This window comes from Cohnella sp., assembly GCF_041640265.1.
Classification (GTDB): Bacteria; Bacillota; Bacilli; order Paenibacillales; family Paenibacillaceae; genus Cohnella.
Window position 1 is genome coordinate 60,048 of the sequence record NZ_JBEQAP010000011.1, and the last position, 19,263, is coordinate 79,310.

18 protein-coding genes are annotated in these 19,263 nt (G+C 46.2%); 6 read left to right on the forward strand and 12 right to left on the reverse strand.

What is annotated here, in order from left to right; translation table 11 throughout:
• Positions 1-66: 66 nt before the first annotated feature.
• Complete coding sequence (locus ACESLK_RS10740; protein ID WP_373229430.1) at positions 67-1,248, reverse strand: methyl-accepting chemotaxis protein; 1,182 nt, start codon at positions 1,246-1,248, stop codon at positions 67-69.
• Between the two features lie 302 nt (positions 1,249-1,550).
• Between ACESLK_RS10740 and ACESLK_RS10745 the strand changes: the two genes are divergently transcribed.
• From ACESLK_RS10745 to ACESLK_RS10755, 3 genes are all read left to right on the forward strand, one after another.
• Positions 1,551-1,961, forward strand: coding sequence for a stalk domain-containing protein (locus ACESLK_RS10745; protein WP_373229431.1), 411 nt, complete (start codon positions 1,551-1,553; stop codon positions 1,959-1,961).
• Between the two features lie 68 nt (positions 1,962-2,029).
• Positions 2,030-2,914, forward strand: coding sequence for a PstS family phosphate ABC transporter substrate-binding protein (locus tag ACESLK_RS10750; RefSeq protein ID WP_373229498.1), 885 nt, complete (start codon positions 2,030-2,032; stop codon positions 2,912-2,914).
• Positions 2,915-2,998: 84 nt separating this feature from the next.
• Positions 2,999-3,604, forward strand: coding sequence for a type 2 periplasmic-binding domain-containing protein (locus ACESLK_RS10755; protein ID WP_373229432.1), 606 nt, complete (start codon positions 2,999-3,001; stop codon positions 3,602-3,604).
• A gap of 157 nt (positions 3,605-3,761) precedes the next feature.
• Here ACESLK_RS10755 and tatC read toward each other — a convergent pair whose 3' ends face one another.
• The 6 genes from tatC to ACESLK_RS10785 all read right to left on the reverse strand — a co-directional run bounded on the left by tatC (position 3,762) and on the right by ACESLK_RS10785 (position 10,019).
• Positions 3,762-4,496: a twin-arginine translocase subunit TatC gene (gene tatC, locus ACESLK_RS10760; protein ID WP_373229499.1), complete on the reverse strand. Its 735-nt coding sequence runs from the start codon at positions 4,494-4,496 to the stop codon at positions 3,762-3,764.
• A 41-nt stretch (positions 4,497-4,537) separates the two neighbouring features.
• Positions 4,538-4,798: a twin-arginine translocase TatA/TatE family subunit gene (gene tatA, locus ACESLK_RS10765; protein ID WP_373229433.1), complete on the reverse strand. Its 261-nt coding sequence runs from the start codon at positions 4,796-4,798 to the stop codon at positions 4,538-4,540.
• 36 nt (positions 4,799-4,834) lie between these two features.
• Positions 4,835-6,508 (reverse strand): PhoX family protein, encoded by a 1,674-nt coding sequence (locus ACESLK_RS10770; RefSeq protein ID WP_373229434.1) that lies wholly within the window; start codon positions 6,506-6,508, stop codon positions 4,835-4,837.
• Positions 6,509-6,673: 165 nt separating this feature from the next.
• The gene (locus ACESLK_RS10775) at positions 6,674-7,810 is read right to left on the reverse strand and encodes a Gfo/Idh/MocA family protein (RefSeq protein WP_373229435.1); all 1,137 of its coding nucleotides are present in this window, start codon (positions 7,808-7,810) and stop codon (positions 6,674-6,676) included.
• Positions 7,811-7,830: 20 nt separating this feature from the next.
• Positions 7,831-8,793, reverse strand: coding sequence for a sugar phosphate isomerase/epimerase family protein (locus ACESLK_RS10780; RefSeq protein ID WP_373229436.1), 963 nt, complete (start codon positions 8,791-8,793; stop codon positions 7,831-7,833).
• 173 nt (positions 8,794-8,966) lie between these two features.
• Positions 8,967-10,019, reverse strand: coding sequence for a Gfo/Idh/MocA family protein (locus ACESLK_RS10785; RefSeq protein ID WP_373229500.1), 1,053 nt, complete (start codon positions 10,017-10,019; stop codon positions 8,967-8,969).
• A gap of 147 nt (positions 10,020-10,166) precedes the next feature.
• On the opposite strand from ACESLK_RS10785, the gene ACESLK_RS10790 reads away from it, so the two are divergent.
• Together ACESLK_RS10790 and ACESLK_RS10795 are read left to right on the forward strand one after the other, a co-directional pair.
• Positions 10,167-11,039: a helix-turn-helix domain-containing protein gene (locus ACESLK_RS10790; protein WP_373229437.1), complete on the forward strand. Its 873-nt coding sequence runs from the start codon at positions 10,167-10,169 to the stop codon at positions 11,037-11,039.
• A gap of 193 nt (positions 11,040-11,232) precedes the next feature.
• Positions 11,233-11,940 carry a DNA-binding response regulator gene (locus ACESLK_RS10795; RefSeq protein ID WP_373229438.1) on the forward strand — a complete coding sequence of 236 codons (708 nt, stop codon included), beginning with the start codon at positions 11,233-11,235 and terminating at the stop codon, positions 11,938-11,940.
• 310 nt (positions 11,941-12,250) lie between these two features.
• On the opposite strand, the gene ACESLK_RS10800 is transcribed toward ACESLK_RS10795, so the two are convergent.
• The 3 genes from ACESLK_RS10800 to ACESLK_RS10810 form a co-directional block, all read right to left on the reverse strand.
• The gene (locus ACESLK_RS10800; protein ID WP_373229439.1) at positions 12,251-12,979 is read right to left on the reverse strand and encodes a response regulator transcription factor; all 729 of its coding nucleotides are present in this window, start codon (positions 12,977-12,979) and stop codon (positions 12,251-12,253) included.
• Positions 12,980-13,099: 120 nt separating this feature from the next.
• Positions 13,100-14,899: a two-component system histidine kinase PnpS gene (gene pnpS, locus ACESLK_RS10805; protein WP_373229440.1), complete on the reverse strand. Its 1,800-nt coding sequence runs from the start codon at positions 14,897-14,899 to the stop codon at positions 13,100-13,102.
• 34 nt (positions 14,900-14,933) lie between these two features.
• Positions 14,934-16,478, reverse strand: a complete 1,545-nt coding sequence (locus ACESLK_RS10810) for a fumarate hydratase (RefSeq protein WP_373229441.1) — start codon at positions 16,476-16,478, stop codon at positions 14,934-14,936.
• Positions 16,479-16,568: 90 nt separating this feature from the next.
• Between ACESLK_RS10810 and yfbR the strand changes: the two genes are divergently transcribed.
• A complete protein-coding gene (gene yfbR, locus ACESLK_RS10815; protein WP_373229442.1) occupies positions 16,569-17,171 on the forward strand; it encodes a 5'-deoxynucleotidase in 603 nt (200 codons plus the stop codon).
• Positions 17,172-17,262: 91 nt separating this feature from the next.
• Here the strand turns inward: yfbR and ACESLK_RS10820 are convergent, their stop codons facing one another.
• Both ACESLK_RS10820 and ACESLK_RS10825 read right to left on the reverse strand, forming a co-directional pair.
• The gene (locus ACESLK_RS10820; RefSeq protein WP_373229443.1) at positions 17,263-17,574 is read right to left on the reverse strand and encodes a hypothetical protein; all 312 of its coding nucleotides are present in this window, start codon (positions 17,572-17,574) and stop codon (positions 17,263-17,265) included.
• Between the two features lie 509 nt (positions 17,575-18,083).
• Positions 18,084-19,232 carry a glycerate kinase gene (locus tag ACESLK_RS10825; protein WP_373229444.1) on the reverse strand — a complete coding sequence of 383 codons (1,149 nt, stop codon included), beginning with the start codon at positions 19,230-19,232 and terminating at the stop codon, positions 18,084-18,086.
• Positions 19,233-19,263 lie beyond the last annotated feature (31 nt).

Genomic DNA, 19,263 nt, shown 5'->3' on the forward strand with positions numbered 1-19,263 from the left:
CATTTACTATGGTACAGGTGTTGTGTAAACTTCAAATTCTACTTTTGTTAACTCTGTGTAAAAAAATCAACGCAGGATTTGTGTCGAGAGCTTGTCGAATTCTTTGCTTACCTGCAGCGTTGTCTCGTACGCATGTGCAGAAGCTAGGGTTAATAATTCCGCAGCCTTTGCATTCTCCTCCGTAGTGTTCCACATTTCGGCAAAGCTATGACGAGCTTGTTCAACATGATGGATCCCCGTCAAAGCGCCCTTTTTCCCTTCAATCACCAGTTGTGCTGTTACTTCAGCCGCTTCTCCCATTGCTTGCAGCAGCTTACGGATTTGCCCGACGGATTTCTTCGTTTGATCAGCCAATAATCTGATTTCATCCGCGACAATCGCAAAGCCTCGTCCATGCTCCCCGGCTCTTGCCGCTTCTATCGTTGCGTTAACCGCAAGCAGGTTCGTTTGATCCGCTATTTCACCAATCAGACCTGTAATCCCGGACGCTGACTTCATCCGATCAAGCAGATCTCCCACAGAAGTTTCTTGCTTGTTCGCATAATCCGTCCATTTTTGAAACCCTTGCATCATGAGTTCCAATTGATTTTTGCCTTGCTCCGTCATGGAGTTAATTTTCTCGGTGCAGGAATAGGTGTATCGAGCCTTTTCCATAACGCTGTCTACTGTTTCCCGAATATCTCCGATCATCGATTCAGCGCTGCTTACCGTTTGAATTTGTTTATCTATCGCTTGGTTTTGCAGCAATCGTGAAACGTTCAGCATGTCGTTTACCGTCAGCACACCAATAAATTTTTGGTTTTCAGTAATAATGACGGCGTCATACAAGGTATCTTCTGACCTGGAAAGCGCGTTGTCGATCAGCTCCTGAGGTTGAATGTCCACCTCCGCCTGAAGCGCATGATTATCCATAAGGAAGGAGGATTGCTTGTCGCTGTACAAGGACACCCCGTATAATGAACCGAGTTTGCGGAAAAATACATGCTTCATAATTAATCCAATAGGCTTATTATTCTCTTGGCACACTACCACACATTCTACGTCGGTTCTTTGGCGGAAGAGAGTAATGAGCTCTTGGCACGGAAGTTTCCAGTCAACGACAGGACAACTCTTAATCCAATCCTTTAGATGAAAGGATTGATTAACTAGCTCAACTGCTTTAGATGAAGAACCCCGCACCGATACCAAATGTTCTTCTGACTGTACCGATTCAGTTATCGTTTCTCGAACCAACAAATCTACTGCCATGATTTCTCACTCCTTTTTATTTCTACTATGTTACTAATCTAGCAATGCGTTGTTTCGACATTATTCTATTTGTGTAAACGGAATGTAAAAATACGCCTGAACATCTGTTTTCTTCGCGCAACGAAGTAGAGAAACTTCCAGCCATAGTGGAATCCGCCTTAATCATTTTACAAAATTTACATTCAGTAAATATTGGGAAAATATTATCCATATGTTGGCTTAACATTCCTGCTTTAAGCTGAGACAAGGAGTTCAAACATGATTGGTTTGAACGACCAAACTCAACGAAAGTAGGATGTTCAATGAAGAGCAAATTGTCATTGCTTCTCGGCGCTGCCATCGTATTATCTTCGGTAAGCACTGCAGCTGCAGCAGAGGTTAAACCCGGTGAAGCAAGTATTCAGCAGGTAAGCTCAGCAGTCCAGCTCGTTCCACTCAGAAAGGTATTCACCGATTTTGGAGCAACGGTCGATTGGGACAACGAAACCTCCTCTGCGATTATTGAATGGGATGACATGAGCATTATCGTTGATTTGATGGATAAGTCAGCCCTTTATGGCGGGAAGCAATTCTTCTTCGAAGGCGACACCATTAAAAAGGCGGCCGGAAAAATTAATGTTTCCGTTGAGTTTATCGAGACTGTTGCTCAAGGGAAGCTAGTGGAAACTGCTGGCGTATATACAATCGTTAAAGAAGAAGAAGCTGCAAAATAATTACCCTATAATTTTTCGAGGAGTGAATCATCTTGTTTAAGAAAATGACAGGTAAAGCATTGTTACTTATGACAGCAGTAAGCCTTATGTTTGGAACAGCAACCTATGCTGCAGGTCTGTCGGGCACGATCGACATCGACGGCTCCAGCACCGTATTCCCGTTAACGGAAGCGGTAGCGGAAGAGTTCTTGAAAACAAACAAAGATGTTCGCGTACCTGTAGGTGTATCGGGAACCGGCGGCGGCTTCAAACGCTTCTGCGCAGGCGAAACGGCAATCAGCAACGCTTCCCGCCCGATTAAAGCCTCGGAGAAAAAAGCTTGTAAGGAAAAAGGCATTTCGTACTTAGAATTTACCGTTGCTTATGACGGCCTGTCCGTTCTAGTTAACAAAAGCAATACCTTTGTTGACAAGCTGACTGTAGCTGAGTTGAACGCGATCTTCAAGCCGGACAGCACGGTTAAAACTTGGAAGGATGTTCGTTCCAGCTGGCCGAATGAAACGATCAAAATTTACTCCCCTGGCGCTGACTCCGGTACGTTCGACTACTTTACGGAAGTCATTAATGGCAAAGCCCAAGCTAGCCGCAATGACAAGCAAATTACGTTTAGCGAAGACGACAATACACTCGTATCCGGTATTTCAGGCGATAAAAATGCGATTGGTTACTTCGGTTATTCTTATTATGTAGAGAACAAAGATAAGCTGAAAGTCGTACCGATCGACGGCGGCAAAGGCGCGATTACGCCTAATGCTAAGACGATTGCAAACGGTACTTACGCCCCATTGTCCAGACCGTTGTTCATTTATGTTCAGAAAAAAGCGATGAGCCGCCCTGAAGTAAAAGCATATGTTAAATTCTATTTGCAAAACGCAAGCAAGCTCTCCACAGAAATCGGATTTATACCTCTCTCCAGCAACTGGTACAAAACGCAGCTCAAACGCATTAAATAACTTTTTTCTAGATGAGCGCCCTACTTTTCTCTCAAAGGGAACTAGGGCGCTTTTTTATTTCACTTTATATATAAGGAGAGCATAATGGTGATCGACAAAAAATGGCTTGGCATTCTAGTTGTTTTAATGATGTTGCTTATTAGTGCATGCGGTGGTTCAACTGGTGAAAACACTGACAGTCCGGTTAATGAGGAAACAGCTGCTGAGGAAGTTATGGCAGACGAGAGCTTGGAAGCAGAAGGGGAATCCGTCACTATACAGGCTAATGAAACCTTTGAGATAAGCGGGTCGAATATATTATCTCCCTTAACGGAAGCCGTAGTGGAGCAGTTCGGCCAGACCTATACGAATGTAAAAATTTCTGTTAGCAGCTCCAATGAAGAAGGTTTTGAACCCTTTTGTTCTGGAGAGACCTCCTTCCACCAAGCTGCGCGTGTAATCAAAGAAGAAGAAAAGCCGTCATGCGAGGAAAATATGATTGAATATAAAGAACTCGAGGTTGCCGGCGGCAAGGACGGCACTTCTCAGCCGCTTTATCTTTATGTCAGTCTAGATGCCCTCTCAGGAATGGAAGGTTACGAATTTGTCAGCTTATATTTGCAGGAAGCGCCTAAGCTGGCCGAGCAATTGGGATACACCCCCTTGCCTCAAGCAACTTATGACGAAGGTCTAATGAAGCTAGACGAATAAGGTTTAGTAGCGTAGAGAACTTTTTGTTCATAATTCAACATTTATCAATAACTGCTTACTTGATCAAAAAATCATGATCATAACGGAAAAATGGTGGTGCAGAGGGTCTGCACCACCATTTTTCTATTTTGGTTAATGACTGTTTTCTTCACTAAACTTATACGACAGCCTTTTTCAATTGTTTGCGAAATACCCACTTAGATAAAGTTACGCTAATCTCATAGAGCAGCAGTAAAGGCAGGATCACAAGGATATCCGAGACAATATCCGGCGGTGTGATCATGACTGCCGTAACCGTGAGGGCGAAATAGGCCAGCTTTCGCGCTTTGGCAAGCCGCTTAGGGTTAAGGATACCAAGCGAGGTAAGGAACATCACGATTGCCGGCATCTCGAACAGAAAGCCGAAGGGCACTGTCATGTTCAGCATGAAGGCGAAATACTTCTGTGCGGTGTAAACGGTCTCGAAGTCGTCCGACATTTTCTCCAAGAAGCCCAGTACCATCGGATAGATGACGAAATAACCGAAGGAAATGCCGATTAGGAATAACATGGCAAGCGCGGGGATATACGCGAGCGTCGTCTTCTGTTCTTTGGCCGACAATGCAGGTTTGACGAATCGCCATAGCTGCAAGCCAGCAACGGGAATCGTCACCGCTATGGCGACGACTCCTGCTAGCATCAGATAAACCCAAATGATATCGGATGGAGCTAAGATCGCGAGTTTCTGGTCAAGATCCCTTACCAGCCAACGATACATCTCTTTAACGTACACGAAGGCACCGCAGAGGGAGACGATAAAGGCGACCATGGTAAAGATGATACGGCGCCTTAATTCGTCCAGATGCCCGACAAAGCTTTTTCCATGTCCGACCGAGCTCTTTATCCCTTGCATATCAAGTGGTGTATCCTGTAACGTATTCATACGTTATCAACCTACCCATTCGTTTTTTCGACGACGGACAGACGGGGGGAAGCATCGCCATCAATCACTTGAGCGGCTGGGCTCGCTTCTTTGTCCTCTTTGCCCTTGTCATCGGATCCGCCGCCGACCAATTCGCGGGTAGCGGTCTTGAATTCGCTAAGAGTGCGACCGAATGCGCGCCCGAGCTCCGGAAGCTTTGAAGGCCCAAAAATAATGAGAGCGATGATTAAGATCAGAATAAGTCCGCCTATTCCTATATTTCCAAATGGCATATGAGCATCTCCTTTAGATCAGATGGTTAACAGTCGTTAACCTAGTTTGAACCCGCTAATGGCAACTACGCCGCAACGGGCAATCTTATCACCTTTACGATGCGGCCACAAGCCTGTTGGATTACTAAGGTCCGTCGTCATCTCTCCGGGATGCTGAACAGACAAGAACAATGTCCGTTCATCCGGAGTAAAGTACGGCCCCGTCAACTCGCTGTCTGTAGGACCGGACGCGAACTGCAGTGCAACGCCTTGGCTAGGACCGGAAGTAGGGATGACGAACAGTCCGTTATTCATGAAGGATTTATATACTCCTTTGTTGTGGCTGCTCGTGGAAATGTCCGTCACCACCCAAAGACTGCCGTTGGAGTCAAAAGCCAGGTTATCCGGTGAGCTGAACCCGGATTGTCGTCCGCCCGCAGCGAATATTTCAAAATCGAACGAAAGGGCGCCCAAATCGTTATCGGTTTCGAAAATTCGGGTGAGATGCCCATGAATATTGCCGTGAGCGTCATTGTTCGTATGGCAGATAAACACTGTGTTATCGAAAGGAGAGATTTCGATGTCTTCCGGACGATCAGTAGGCATCCCGCCAAGAATTAACGCCGCTTGGTGACAGTTCGTTACAACATCCGCTTGGTTTTGGAACATTTTCTGCAGTTCTTCCCGAGTACCTTTTACTCCGGCAGGTGTCTTGAAGCTTGTTTTGGATAATGCTTTATTTACCGCATCATAAGTGACAGCAATCCAGGCGCCGCTCTTCAAATTAGCAACATAAAGCGTTCCATCTTCCAGAAGCGCGGAATTAGAACGACCTTTGGCAGCGTCGAACTTGCCCTTGCTAATAAATTTATAAATGCATGCGTCTTTCTTGTCATCTCCCATATAAACAACGACACGTCCATCTTTCGTCAAGCCCATTGCCGTATTCTCATGGTTGAAACGACCGAGTGCCGTATGCTTGCGCAAGTAAGATCCGTCAAAAGGATCGATCTCTACAACCCAACCGTAATGATTGACATTCCGTTTTGTCATCTCTGCTGTATCTGCGAAATTTTCTTCGCAGGAGAGCACCGTGTTCCAAAGCGTAACGCCTCCAGAGCAGTTTGCCCAAGTTCCTTCAATGACTGTTGCAATTTCCAACGCAGCGGATGCTTTTGCTGGACCGGTCACAAAAAATTTGCTGAACCCGTTAATCCGACGAGCGTATTTAGAGGATGTATCCATTTTCCATACACCGTCTTTATCCTGAAACACTTCGATAACGGACATGCCTTGATAGTACAAATCCTTTTGAATTTGTTCTGGAGTCATCTTCCCGTCAGTGATTGGACCGAGTGAAAAAATGTTCGTATACTCATGGTTGGTAACCAAGAGTCCCCGCGTGTTAGAGCCGTTAATTGGAAAATAGGCGTTATAATCAGCCCCTTGTCCGAATTTTTCGCCAGCTTGATTGATTACATCATCAAAAGCTGCTACGACATCGTACTTGAATCCTTTAGGAAGTATTAGCAAGTCTTCTTTCGATGGAGCGATGGGTTCGAAAAATCCACTTACTTTGTTCGTTTTGAACCCAAAAAGATGGTCGGCCGCTGGTGATTGAGCTGACGCTTTCCCCTCAAGCACACCCAAGCCTGTGGATGCCGCCGCAAGCGCGGCTGCACCAGTACCTAAATACGACAAAAAAGTACGACGATCCATTTGCTTCTCCATTTTCTCGCTCCTTTATAGAAAAGATTGTTCATGGACAATCATACTTCTACTTTGTTAATGGAAAATTTGCTTAAACGTTCTGTTTTGTAAATGATTCCAGAGCAAAGGGACAAAAAAACAAGGCTTATCGATCACTAAAGATCGACAAGCCTTGTTCTGATTAGATTATACCTCGTGAACACTTACCCATGCGCCGCGTTCGATGGATAAATCAACGGCTTCCAGTACTTCTTGACACTTCACGCCATCAAGGAACGTAGGAGTGAATGGTGTGTCTGCTGTCATGTGCTGTACGAACTCGTAGACAATATGAACGAATGCATGCTCATAACCAATAATATGTCCTGTCGGCCACCAATTGCCTGCATATTTGTGCGAAGGCTCAGTGGCTAAAATCCGGCGGAAGCCAGCCAGGTTTGGCTCGTCCTCACGGAAGTATACCTCCAGCTCGTTCAGCTTTTCAAGATCCCAACGAATCGTGCCCTTGCTGCCATGAATTTCAAAGGTGTTGTGATTTTTGCGGCCTGCCGCGAACCGGGAAGCAATGAACATGCCCATTGCCCCATTCTTGAAATCAGCTAGGAAACCCGTCGCATCGTCGACGGTTACTTCACCTTTCTCCGTAACGGATGCAACACCGGAAAGTCCTGCAGATGAAGTCATTAACGGACGTTCCTTTACGAACGTACGATTGTGACCAACGACACGATCGAATTCGCCGATAAGGAAACGAGCCAGATCAATGCTGTGTGCATTTATATCTCCGTGTGCACCGGAGCCAGCCACTTCTTTCTTAAGACGCCAAGCAAGCGGTGTATTTGGATCAACTAACCAATCTTGTAAGTATGTCGCGCGATAATGGTGGATTTCTCCGAGTTTTCCTTCATCGATAATCTGTTTAGCCAGTTGAACGGCAGGCAGGAAACGGTAGTTGAAGCAGATCGCGTGCTTAACGCCTGCATTCTCCGCCGCCGCTAGCATTTCTCGTGCATCCGTGAGATTCAAAGCAAGCGGTTTTTCACAGAATACATGCTTACCTGCAGCAATTGCCGCCAAAGTAATTTCTTTATGCGCATCGCTTGGAGCATTAATATCGATGAAGTCGATGTCTTCCCGTTCAATCATCTTGCGCCAGTCGGTCTCATAGGATTCCCAGCCAAATTTCTCGGCCGCTGCCTTCACGCCCTCCTCATCACGCCCGCAAATCGCCTTCATGACAACTTTAGCGTTCGTGTCGAAGAACATTCCAACGTCTTTATATGCATGGCTGTGAGCTTTACCCATGAACTTATAGCCAACCATGCCGACATTTATTTTCTTGTCTAAGCCCACCACATCTCACCTGCGCTCTCGTTCAGAATGAGCCCGTTGAGGAAGTTAGCTGCTTTATTGAAGCCCTCATTAACACTCATCAAGCCGTCTTCATGCTCGATACTGATCGTTCCGTCATAGCCGACGAGCCGCAATGTGCTGACGAGATCCTTCCAGAACTCATCATCATGGCCATAACCTACCGTACGGAATACCCATGAACGCTGGAGGATGTCACCATAGTTCTTATTATCGAGCACTCCGTTAATTGCTGTATTACGCTTGTCAATTTTGGTATCCTTCGCGTGCACGTGGTAGATGGAGCTGCCAAGCGCCTTAACGCATTCGATCGGGTCCATCCCTTGCCAGAACAAGTGGGAAGGATCGAAGTTAACGCCAATATTATCGCCCGCTTCCTCACGCAGACGCAATGCCGTCTCGGTGTTGTAAACCAAGAAACCAGGATGAGCTTCGATCGCGACTCTCACGTTATGCTTGCGGAGAAATGCCGATTGTTCCTTCCAATAAGGGATCGCGATTTCATTCCATTGCCATTCTAGTACCGTCAGAAAATCGGGCGGCCAAGGACAAGTAACCCAGGATGGGTATTTGGAGTTCTCCGATTCACCTGGGCACCCAGAGAATGTGATTACTGTATCTACCCCTAGCTTCTCTGCTAATAGAACTGTAGCCACGAAATCATCGTGATGGGATTTAGCTGTAGATTTGTCTGGATGTAACGGATTACCGTGACAGCTCAATGCGCTGATCGTTAATCCTCGGGAATCTACAGCATCGCGGATTCGCTGAATGGCTGCATCATCATTCAAAACTTCCTGGGCATTGATGTGTGCGGTTCCCGGATAAGCTCCGGTTCCGATTTCAACTGATTGAAGTCCTGCGGCTTTAGCGGTGTCCAGCGCCTGTTCAAACGCTTGCTGGCTGAACAAAACTAGAAATACTCCTGATTTCACTTATTCCCCACCAAACCTTTCCTTGTAAATAGATAACGATCCATAAAGTGTACGCGTGTTCATTCATAAGCTAAATACATTCTACATGAAAACCTATCCGTGTTTCCAGCCTTTTTCTTCAACTTGAAAGACGAGCCCCCCAGCAACAACAACTCGCCTTATGTAATCTAAACCTAAATAAAGCTAATCGCTTGTCCTTTATTCGCAGACTCGTAGATCGCTTCTAGGATTTCTTGAACCACTAGAGCTTGCTTAGCTGTGACAACAGGTTCTCTTTCCTCTAGAATCGAATTAATCCATGAGCGGGCTTCATGCTCAGCCGCGTCATCAGGGCCAGCGTTTCCGCCGAAATCCCCGGACATTTGAATTTCTTGGGTATAGAGACGGCCATGCTCTTCACCGTTGACGCGCAGACCATTCTTCATATCCGCTCCAGCTTTGGTACCCATTAAGGAAACCTTCGCCTCATCTGTATCAAGCGTATTAAGCGCCCAGCTGGATTCCAGCCAGACTGTAGCTCCGCTCTTCATTGTAATCATAGCGAAAGCGGAATCTTCAACTGTAAATTTACTCGGATCCCACTTGCCCCATAGGTTCGCATCACTGCCTTGTTCCGCAAGCTTCCGGTAAGAGCTGCCTAATACTGTCTTAGGCTCGTAGTTGTCCATCATCCACAGAGCAAGATCAAGCGCATGCGTTCCGATATCGATAAGCGGTCCTCCACCCTGCTTCTCCAGATCGAGGAATACGCCCCATGTCGGTACGGCACGACGACGAACCGCATGCGCTTTGGCAACATAAATCTCTCCAAGATCGCCTGCACGGCATGCTTGGTGCAGCCAACGGCTATCCGCACGAAAACGGTTCTGGTAGGCAATGCTCAGCTTCTTCCCTGTTCTTTCTGCGGTTTCCATCATCCGACGCGCATCTGCTGCGCTTTTGGCCATTGGCTTTTCACAGAGAACATGTTTCCCTGCCTCTAAAGCTGCTATAGAAATTTCCGCATGCGTATCGTTCGGCGTACATACATGAACGACATGAACTTCTGGATCACGAAGCAGCTCATAGACATCGGAGTATACTCTGGCATCATGGGTACCAAACTTATTCTTGGCTTCATGCCCTCTATCCAGAGCCACGTCGAAAAATGCAACTGCCTGTGCTTCCGGGATTTTGGCGAGTGCTGGTAAATGTTTACCCATAGCGATACCGCCGCATCCGATCATACCTACATTAACTTTTGTCAAAATGCTTGTCCTCCTTGCAGGTTTACTCTATTCAATTTACAATTAGTTTACCATAACTTAATAGAAATCCCATCTGTCCAGGCGGAGAATTTTATGTGATTTTGTCATTTAAGGGGGGATGAACCCGTGCAGCCAGTAAGAGAAAAGATCGAATATGAGAACCCATTGCTTTCTTTGAAAATTTGGCAAGTCACACGTGATGTAGGGCCAGGCCACATCACCTGGCATTATCATCCCGAGTGTGAGCTGCTTCTCGTCCAGAGAGGGAGGCTTGAGATTGACTACAGTGACGAATCCTACTCCATGGAGGATGGAGACGTCGTTATTCTCGGCAATTCACAATTACATCGCGACCGAACAGAAGGTGGATTACTTGATTACATTGTGCTGCAATTTGATCTGAACACCTTCTTTGACCAAAGTACGATTCCCTATTTGCAATATTTCAATGAAACCAAAGTGCCGCTGAGTGCCATGAATTATATTTTCCGGGAAAATACCGAAGCACGCAATGAGGCTGCAGAATGTATCCGTCAAATCCATAAGGAAGCATTGATGAAGGAGAGCGGGTACGAGCTGGCTGTTAATATGTTGATTAAAAAGCTGTTACTTATTCTTATTCGTAATGACAAAAAGGGGTTGCTTGCCAATCAAGACCGTGTCGAACGGATTCGGCTTAAACCCGTGCTGGATTTTGTCGAGTCACGTATTGACGATCGGATTGCCGTCGAGGATGCGAGTAAGCTTGCTAATATGAGTTATTATTATTTCGTGAAATTTTTCAAGAAAATAATGGGTCTTTCTTTTACCGAATACGTCAATTTCCGCAAAATCAAACGTGCCGAGCAGCTGTTGCTCACCCGTGATTTAAGCGTCAGCGAAATAGGCGATCAGATCGGCATGGCTAACATGGCCCATTTCTACAAAATGTTCAAACGCTTCAATGGCTGCTCCCCCAAAGAATTCCAACGCAAGATGCTCGCCTGGGGTAGGGTTTGATTTGTTGGATCTAAAGTTGTTGCCAGGTTTTATTTGTTGGAGCTAACTTAAACTCGGATGTTGAAATTAAAAATAAATCATGCTATTTTTATCCTATGTTGAATATGTGGTCGTGAAGCACACGCCGCTCTTACCGAGTTCATTCGGTTGAGGCGGCTTTTGTCTTTTAAACCAGTTGAGAGGATCTGATGATATGGTAAATGCAGTTAAGGATGTTCAAATGGATGAAGAGGTCAGTCATGCTTATGAGGCTTGGATGGGCAAACAACGTAAAGACAGCAAAGGGGAACGCAGAAGAAGATTACTGAGCCATTCATACTATGCAGAAAAAATGTTTATCAAGAACGTTTGGTGGCCCGCATTTGGGCAATTCATCGGTTTACAGGCCGAGTATGAGGTTCGGGATTTTAAAGATGGTTGGAGATACCTTGATTTTGCTATTACAGCGGCGGGCTTCAAGCTATGTATCGAAATTGATGGATTTGGGACGCATTGGAGAGACTTGAACAGAACACAATTCTCCGATCATTTAATGCGTCAAAACCATCTTGTAATCGATGGCTGGCTCATATTGCGTTTCTCGTATGACGACATCGTGGAAAAACCGCGTATTTGCCAACAAATATTACAACAGATTATGGGGAGGTTAGGTGTGGTGAAGACAACATCATTTGAAAACCTAACTCCTTCAGAACAAGTAATCATGAGATTAGCTGTATCCCATCCGAATCCGATTACGCCCCAGTATGCAACCGCGCAATTAGGCTTACATCGTACAACTGTAACTAAACATCTTCAATCATTAGTGAGTAAAGGTTTGTTAATTCCCTCTCGAGCCGATGTCAAACGAATATGCAGCTATCGTATCAATAGAGCATTATTGCCCAATTTACTCGATTAAGGGTCCTGAAGCGGTATCTCCCCTCTCATTGTTGCATTTTGCGACAATGGGGGGCAGGCTCTCGCTTCCCGCGCTCTCATTGTCGTGTTATGCGACAATGGGGGGCAGGCTCTGCGGTTGAGCGCTCTCATTGTTGCGTTTTACGACAATGGGGGGCGGGCTCTCGCTTTCGGCGCTCTCATTGTTTTGTTTTGCGACAATGGGGGCGCAGGTTACGGGGTTCGGTACTATTAGTCTAAGTATTCTCTTGGGACTTTGAACGGTGTTTAAGCCGGCTTTCGGAGTATGCGATAAAAAAACTTGCCAGAGCTTAGCGGCTTGGCGAGATTGTTTTGCGGTTTATGAATAGCTTGTAGCCCACTCCGCGGATGGAGTCGATCTGGACAGTTTGTTGGTTTAGCTCCAGCTTTTTGCGAAGCGAGCTTACGTGTACGTCGACTGTTCGCTGTCCGCCAATATAATCGAAGCCCCATACGACGTTCATCAGATCATCACGCGTGACGACAATTCCAGGACGTTCAGCTAAGTAAAGAAGAACCTCGAATTCCTTCGGTCGCAACGTGATCCATTGCCCATTCGAGAACACCTCATATTTGTCCGGGAAAATCTGAAGATCACCCAGCGCGATTACTTTATCTCCGCCATCGGCTTTAGAAGACTTGTTATCTTCGTTACGTGAACGCCGCAACACGGCAGACGTTCTCGCGAGTAACTCCGCTACGCCGAATGGCTTAGTAATATAATCATCGGCACCGAGCTTCAGTCCCTGTACCACTTCCTCCTCCGCGTTCCTCGCAGTAAGGATAATAACCGGGGTTTTAACTCCGTTCTGACGCAGCTTCTGTAGAACCTCGAATCCATTCATGCCCGGCAGCATTAAATCCAGAAAAATAATGGCGTACTGATCATGAATGGCCTTGTGAAGGCCTTCTGCACCGTTACCGACTACTTCCGTCTCATACCCCTCTTGTGAGAGGTTATAAGTTACTAGACGCGCTAAGGTCGGTTCATCCTCGATAATCAATACTTTGTCCGACATGGTTTCCTCCGGTCCAGCAGGCAATCCTGCCTAATTGGCTCTACATGTTAGTTTTATCATACCAATGTAAAGGGAGCATCATTCATTTGTTAACGTATTGTAAAATAGACATCAACTACACTACGGCTGCAATAACGGGAGCTCCAAAATAAATTGCGAGCCCACGCCGATTGTACTCTCAACCCTAATCGTGCCATGATGCAGCTCTATCAAATGCTTAACGATAGATAACCCAAGTCCCGTACCGCCTGAGCTTCGGGAACGTGCTTTATCTACCCGATAGAATCTCTCGAAAATTCGGGGAATGTCTTTCCTCGGAATGCCGATTCCCGTATCTGAAACTGTGATTCTAACGATTTCTTCTTCCCCAATCTCTTGAATGATTAATTCAGCCCTAACCTTGACTTTACCGCCTTCAGGCGTGTAATTGATTCCGTTCTGCATTAAATTAATCAGAATTTGTCCTAATCGATCCTCATCAGCCTCGAGGAATAATTCCTCATCAGCCTGAATATCCAGCGTGATTTTCTTTTTTGCGGCTTCCGCGGAAAGAATTTCCCCCATACGTCCAAGAAACACAGGCAATTCAACTGGCGAGAACTGAAGCGGAGAACGGCGGGATTCAATCTTAGATAATTCCAGAATGTCGCCGATGAGACGATTTAATCGCTCACTCTCATCATGGATGATCGTTAAGAAGGATCTAGCCGTTTCCGGCTCATCCATTGCACCCGACAATAGCGTTTCGGCAAAGCCTTTGACGGCTGCAACAGGTGTTTTCAATTCATGAGATACGTTCGCGACGAATTCACTCCGCATTTGCTCCAACCGTCGTATCGCCGAGACATCCTGCAAAACAAGTAATAATCCGGATTCTTCATCGCCGCTCATCTCCATCGGAACGATGCTCATTTCCAATAACCGTTCCTCCGGATAATACACGGTTAATTCATCACGAATGGGCATCCGATTGTCCAACCCTTCGCGAATAAGCCCAACCAATTCGAAATGATGGCGAATTTCTGCAAAGCTGCGCCCGACCCGCTCACGAGTAGAGCTTCCCAGCAGTTTCTCCGCCTGACGGTTGTATATCGTAATTCGCCCATCATGGGCGATCATAACGACACCGCTCGTCATATTATCGAGTACACTCTGCAGACGCGTGCCATTTTCGCGAATTTCATCCAATCGCTCCTGAAGACTCCCCGCCATTGCATTGAGTGTACGAGCCAGATCGCCGACCTCATCCCGGCCGCCTTCCGGCACCCGTATCGCATAATCCATATTTGCCATCCGTTTAGCGGCAGAAGTCATTCTCTCCAATGGACGGGTGACGCTAAGCGCAACGCGGTAGCTTACAAGAGCAGCTAGCGCAAACAACAATAATAATCCGAAAATCAAAGCGATCCACATATTGCTGAGGCTGCGTTCAACATCGCTAAGACTCATGGCTAAACGAATGATTCCCCGAGCTTGCGTACCTTTACCCTCTATGACCGAGGTCGCTACGTATATCATATTCTGATTTAAGGTATCACTGTGCCTTATGCTGCTTCCCGTATTCGCAGCAAGAGCTTCCTTCACTTCCTCACGATCAATATGGTTGTTCATTGTCGCGGGATCATGGTCCGAATCGCCCATAACCCTGCCGTCAAGACGAATATAGGTAACGCGCATGCCTGCAATTTCCTTAAATCGCTTGGCTTGCCGCTGCAAATACTCGCTCTGCTCTGCTTGATCCTCCATGACTGGCCATGGTGCGGCGGCATTCAACACATGGAGCTCTCGAATCATATGGTCACGCAGGGCAGCTTGATGATTTTTCTGATACGTATTAACCATTAAGAGACCTGCAGCTAGAACAGATAAACCAATCAATAGCATAAAGAGGGCTGTCAATTTCCAACGGAATTTAGTCATATAAGGGAAGGTACTCCTTCACGCTGTTCTTTTTCTATACAAAGACAGGATCTTTGAACTGAGCAAGCTTAGCTTTGGAATCCTTATCTACGTCGGCATGCAAACTATTGCCATGTGAGTCCATTGTGACGATTGCAGCGAAGCCTTCAACATCTAGATGCCACATAGCCTCCGGAATACCGAATTCCATGAAGTCGACTCCGTTAACTCGTTTGATGCATTCCGCATAGTATTGAGCTGCTCCGCCGACGGCGTTAAGATACACGCCCCCATGCTCTTGCAAAGCTGCAAGTGTTTTGGGACCCATACCGCCTTTACCAATCACCGCGCGGAGTCCGAATTTTTTCATAATATCGCCTTGGTATGGCTCTTCGCGAATACTCGTTGTGGGACCCGCGCCTTTAACATGCCAGCCCGCTTCGTCTTTCAGCATAACCGGCCCGCAGTGATAGATAACTCCGCCACTCAGATCAATCGGTGAATCGTGGTCTATCAAATGCTTGTGCAAAGCATCTCTACCGGTATGCATCTCGCCATTCAGGATGACCACATCGCCGACCTTCAAGCTGCGAACGTCTTCCTCAGATAGAGGCATCTGAAGAACAATTTCCTTACGAGGCGCTTCCTCTGCCGCTTCTTCAAAGGATTTGTCTTCTGAAGCCGCATTCATCCGAACAGAGCTTCCTCCCTCGTAGACCCAGCTTTTAATTTCATGTGTTGTGCCATCAAGTACGACACCTTGGCGACGGTAAGCCCAGCAATTATAGGCAACGGAGACGAAGAAGCTAGCCGGAAGACGATTGTTGACTCCAACCTTACAGCCTAACAACGTTACATTACCGCCAAAGCCCATCGTTCCGATTCCAAGCTGATTTGCTTTGTCCAATATATAATCCTCAAGCTGACGGAGCTCAGGAACAGGATTAACGTCATCCACTGGACGGAATAATTGCTGCTTGGCGAGCTCGTAACCTGTTGTCCGATCTCCACCGATTCCAACGCCGATGAATCCTGCGCTGCAGCCCTGGCCTTGCGCTTGATACACCGCATGAAGCACACATTTGCGTATTCCATCTAGATCCCGTCCTGCCTTGCCTAAAGCTTCAAGCTCACAAGGCAAGCTGTACTGAATGTTTTTATTCTCGCAGCCACCGCCTTTTAGAATAAGACGGACGTCTACTTCGTCGCGCTCCCATTGCTCGAAATGGATGACCGGCGTGCCTGGCCCGAGATTATCCCCCGTATTCGTTCCTGTTAAGGAATCTACGGAGTTCGTCCGAAGCTTGCCGTCCTTCGTCGCTCTCGCAATCGCATTTTTAATCTCTTTTTTCATCATAATCTGGTTGGCGCCTACAGGGGTATGTACGACAAATGTCGGCATACCGGTATCCTGGCAAATAGGAGATACGTTGCTCTCCGCCATCTCGATGTTTTGGGCTATTGTCGTCAGAGACAAGCCGGCGCGGGTTGCACGATCCTCAGCCTCCCTTGCAGCGGCTATTGTACGGCGAACATCTGCCGGAAGGTTGGTGGAAGTCTCTACAATAAGCTTGTACATGCTTTCTTCAAAAGTAGACATGATGAGTTCAAAAACCCCTCTCTGTTCGTTGTTGATCAATAATTATATAATAGCATATAGATTAAGTTGGTGAAAAAAGGAGTCAAGTTCATGACAAATCATTATTTGGCCTATTTATATCGACTGCAATACATAGAACGTTGGAGCCTTATGCGGAGCACAACTCCCGAGAATGTCGCTGAGCACTCGTATCATGTTGCGCTTATTGCCCATGCGTTGGGGTCTATTGCACGGGAAATATTCAAACGCGACGTGAATCCCGACGAGGCTGTGACTTATGCTCTTTTCCATGATGCAACAGAAGTTTTTACTGGAGATATTCCCACGCCCGTTAAACACCACAACCCGCAAATATTAGCAAACTTCCGCGAGATAGAGGCGTTAGCTGCAGAACGATTGCTTGCAACCGTACCCGATGAGCTTCAAGAAACCTATCGTCCTCTGTTAGATCGGAAGCCGGTCAATCCGGATTTGGAGAAAATATTGAAAGCCGCTGACCTTCTTGATGCCTATCTGAAGTGTATAAGCGAGATATCCGCGGGAAATCGTGAATTTGCAACGGCCCGTCGTCAGAGCGAGGAAAAGCTGCGGAACCTGAATATGCCCGAGGTGGAGTGGTTTTTACAGCATCTTGCGCCTAGCTTCGAGAGAACGATCGATGAGCTGTCGGAAGACGAACAGAGAAACAAATAACAGTCTTATTTTATTCAAATAGATCACTTATCTCAAAAAAAATGGCTGAGCGTAAGTGACCCTTCGCTCAACCATTTATTATATTTTCCACTTAAACTTCAACCTGAGCAATCTTAAATACGTTATCTAAAGTTCCGTTAAGCCGCTTCTTAAAAGGAACTTTGATATCTCTGCCAAGTTCTTTAAAGAATGCCTCAATGTCACAATTCACGTTGGTCACCGTAACCTTCATAACGCCGTCTTCAACAATGTTCTGATTCTCTTCAAGCGGTACGGAAATGTTAAACTCATACTTTTTTCTTAGTGTATTTGAATATCTGATGAAGATTTCGATTAATTCTTCATTCGAGAAATTCTCGATGGCGACTTTCCCTTTAGTGGTAAAAATAATTTTTATTTTCACTTTGCATATCCCCTATTCTTTTAACCTATATGATCGTCGAAATTTGTTTCTGGTTGCTTGGTTATATAGAAAAGGTGCTTTCTTTGCTCCAATTTAAGCATTTACGTAAGTCATACTTCTTTATCATACTAATAAATGACACAATAGTACATCAAAGTGTCCAATTCTTTCGAAAGAAAGAAATTCCATTCTAATCTAAATGATAAAAAAGCGTAGTCGGAAAGCTGTTTCAATCCGATGTAAAAGGGTAAATAGGAGTAGTGGGAAGCATCAAGCACCGGAAAAACAAAATCCACATTAAGGATTAGGTACTCCGAAAGGTTGATCTACCATGTTATATCTAAAAAAAAGCAAGAGCTTAAGAGTTCTACGGCAAATCTTTTCATATAAAAAGCTAATGGCATGAAAAAATGTTCTGAATTATACTGCACTATGATTTGCGGCTTCCCACTACAAATCAAAAAACCCTACGATAATCAGATCGTAGGGTCATTGCTTTTTCTAAACAATTATCGTTGCTGCTTCGGGAAAGCGAGTACGGCTAGCCTCATCATTTGCTCCGCACGGTCTCTCGTCCATTCGTAAGAGTTAGCGATTGCTTCTTCCAACCGGCAAGGACCATTGACGATTGGCAAGCATGCAGTTAACCCCAAGTCATCCATCGATGAAGTAGAAAGCTGCACCGAGCCGCATAACGCGACTACTGGAATGTTGTAAAGACTCGCTTTCTTACATACTCCGGAGATCACTTTACCTGATAAGGTTTGCGAATCCAGCTTTCCTTCGCCTGTGATCAGTAAATCGGCACCGATGATACGATCGTCGAAGTGATAATATTCAAGGATCAGATCGATCCCCGAACGTATTTCGGCCTGCAGAAAGGCGACTGCCGCGGCTCCTATTCCTCCTGCTGCTCCAGACCCCGGCAAGGTGATGATATCTATGTTAAGCTGCTCGTTCACAACATCCCCAAACCTTCTTAGCGCTTGGTCCAGCAGCGCTGCTTCTTGAGCGTTAGCGCCCTTCTGCGGTCCGAAAATATGAGACGCCCCATGCTCACCACACAAAATATTTCTGACATCGCTAACGGCAATAAAGCTTGATTCTTTCAATCGTGTATCGATATTGGATGTATCTATCCGCTCAAGTTTGTTTAAGCTGGCCCCGCCTTCAGGCAGATTATTTCCCCCGCTATCAAGGAATTGAACCCCCAGCGCCTTCAACATTCCCATACCGGCGTCGTTTGTTGCACTGCCGCCCAGTCCGAGCAGAAAATGGCGATAACCCTTGTCTAGGCAATGGCGAATCAACTCTCCGGTGCCAACGGTAGACGTTATTAATGGATTCCTTTCGTATTCCTGCAACAGAGGAAGTCCCGACGCCTGGGCCATTTCAATAATGACCGTATTACCATCCTTCAGCACTCCGAATGAAGCCTTAATCTCACGTCCTAACGGATCATGAACAATTGCTTCTCCCACACTTCCGCCAAGAGCGAACACCATGCTTTCGATCGTCCCTTCCCCGCCGTCAGCCAGGGGCAGGTGAACCACATCGGCATCCGGAATGACTTTTCGTATTCCATCTTCTATTGCTAAGCCTACATCTTTAGCGGATATCGATCCTTTGAAAGAATCCGGTGCAATCAGAATGCGCATTCAATCTCCTCCTGTTCCGGAAGCACTTGAA

What these genes read in the sequence shown, in the direction of transcription:
- ACESLK_RS10740 (WP_373229430.1), bottom strand. Translation starts at nt 1,248, where the DNA reads ATGGCAGTAGATTTGTTGGTTCGAGAAACGATAACTGAATCGGTACAG.
- ACESLK_RS10745 (WP_373229431.1), top strand. Translation starts at nt 1,551, where the DNA reads ATGAAGAGCAAATTGTCATTGCTTCTCGGCGCTGCCATCGTATTATCT.
- ACESLK_RS10750 (WP_373229498.1), top strand. Translation starts at nt 2,030, where the DNA reads ATGACAGCAGTAAGCCTTATGTTTGGAACAGCAACCTATGCTGCAGGT.
- ACESLK_RS10755 (WP_373229432.1), top strand. Translation starts at nt 2,999, where the DNA reads ATGGTGATCGACAAAAAATGGCTTGGCATTCTAGTTGTTTTAATGATG.
- tatC (WP_373229499.1), bottom strand. Translation starts at nt 4,496, where the DNA reads ATGCAAGGGATAAAGAGCTCGGTCGGACATGGAAAAAGCTTTGTCGGG.
- tatA (WP_373229433.1), bottom strand. Translation starts at nt 4,798, where the DNA reads ATGCCATTTGGAAATATAGGAATAGGCGGACTTATTCTGATCTTAATC.
- ACESLK_RS10770 (WP_373229434.1), bottom strand. Translation starts at nt 6,508, where the DNA reads ATGGAGAAGCAAATGGATCGTCGTACTTTTTTGTCGTATTTAGGTACT.
- ACESLK_RS10775 (WP_373229435.1), bottom strand. Translation starts at nt 7,810, where the DNA reads ATGGTTGGCTATAAGTTCATGGGTAAAGCTCACAGCCATGCATATAAA.
- ACESLK_RS10785 (WP_373229500.1), bottom strand. Translation starts at nt 10,019, where the DNA reads ATGATCGGATGCGGCGGTATCGCTATGGGTAAACATTTACCAGCACTC.
- ACESLK_RS10795 (WP_373229438.1), top strand. Translation starts at nt 11,233, where the DNA reads ATGGTAAATGCAGTTAAGGATGTTCAAATGGATGAAGAGGTCAGTCAT.
- ACESLK_RS10800 (WP_373229439.1), bottom strand. Translation starts at nt 12,979, where the DNA reads ATGTCGGACAAAGTATTGATTATCGAGGATGAACCGACCTTAGCGCGT.
- pnpS (WP_373229440.1), bottom strand. Translation starts at nt 14,899, where the DNA reads ATGACTAAATTCCGTTGGAAATTGACAGCCCTCTTTATGCTATTGATT.
- ACESLK_RS10810 (WP_373229441.1), bottom strand. Translation starts at nt 16,478, where the DNA reads ATGTCTACTTTTGAAGAAAGCATGTACAAGCTTATTGTAGAGACTTCC.
- yfbR (WP_373229442.1), top strand. Translation starts at nt 16,569, where the DNA reads ATGACAAATCATTATTTGGCCTATTTATATCGACTGCAATACATAGAA.
- ACESLK_RS10825 (WP_373229444.1), bottom strand. Translation starts at nt 19,232, where the DNA reads ATGCGCATTCTGATTGCACCGGATTCTTTCAAAGGATCGATATCCGCT.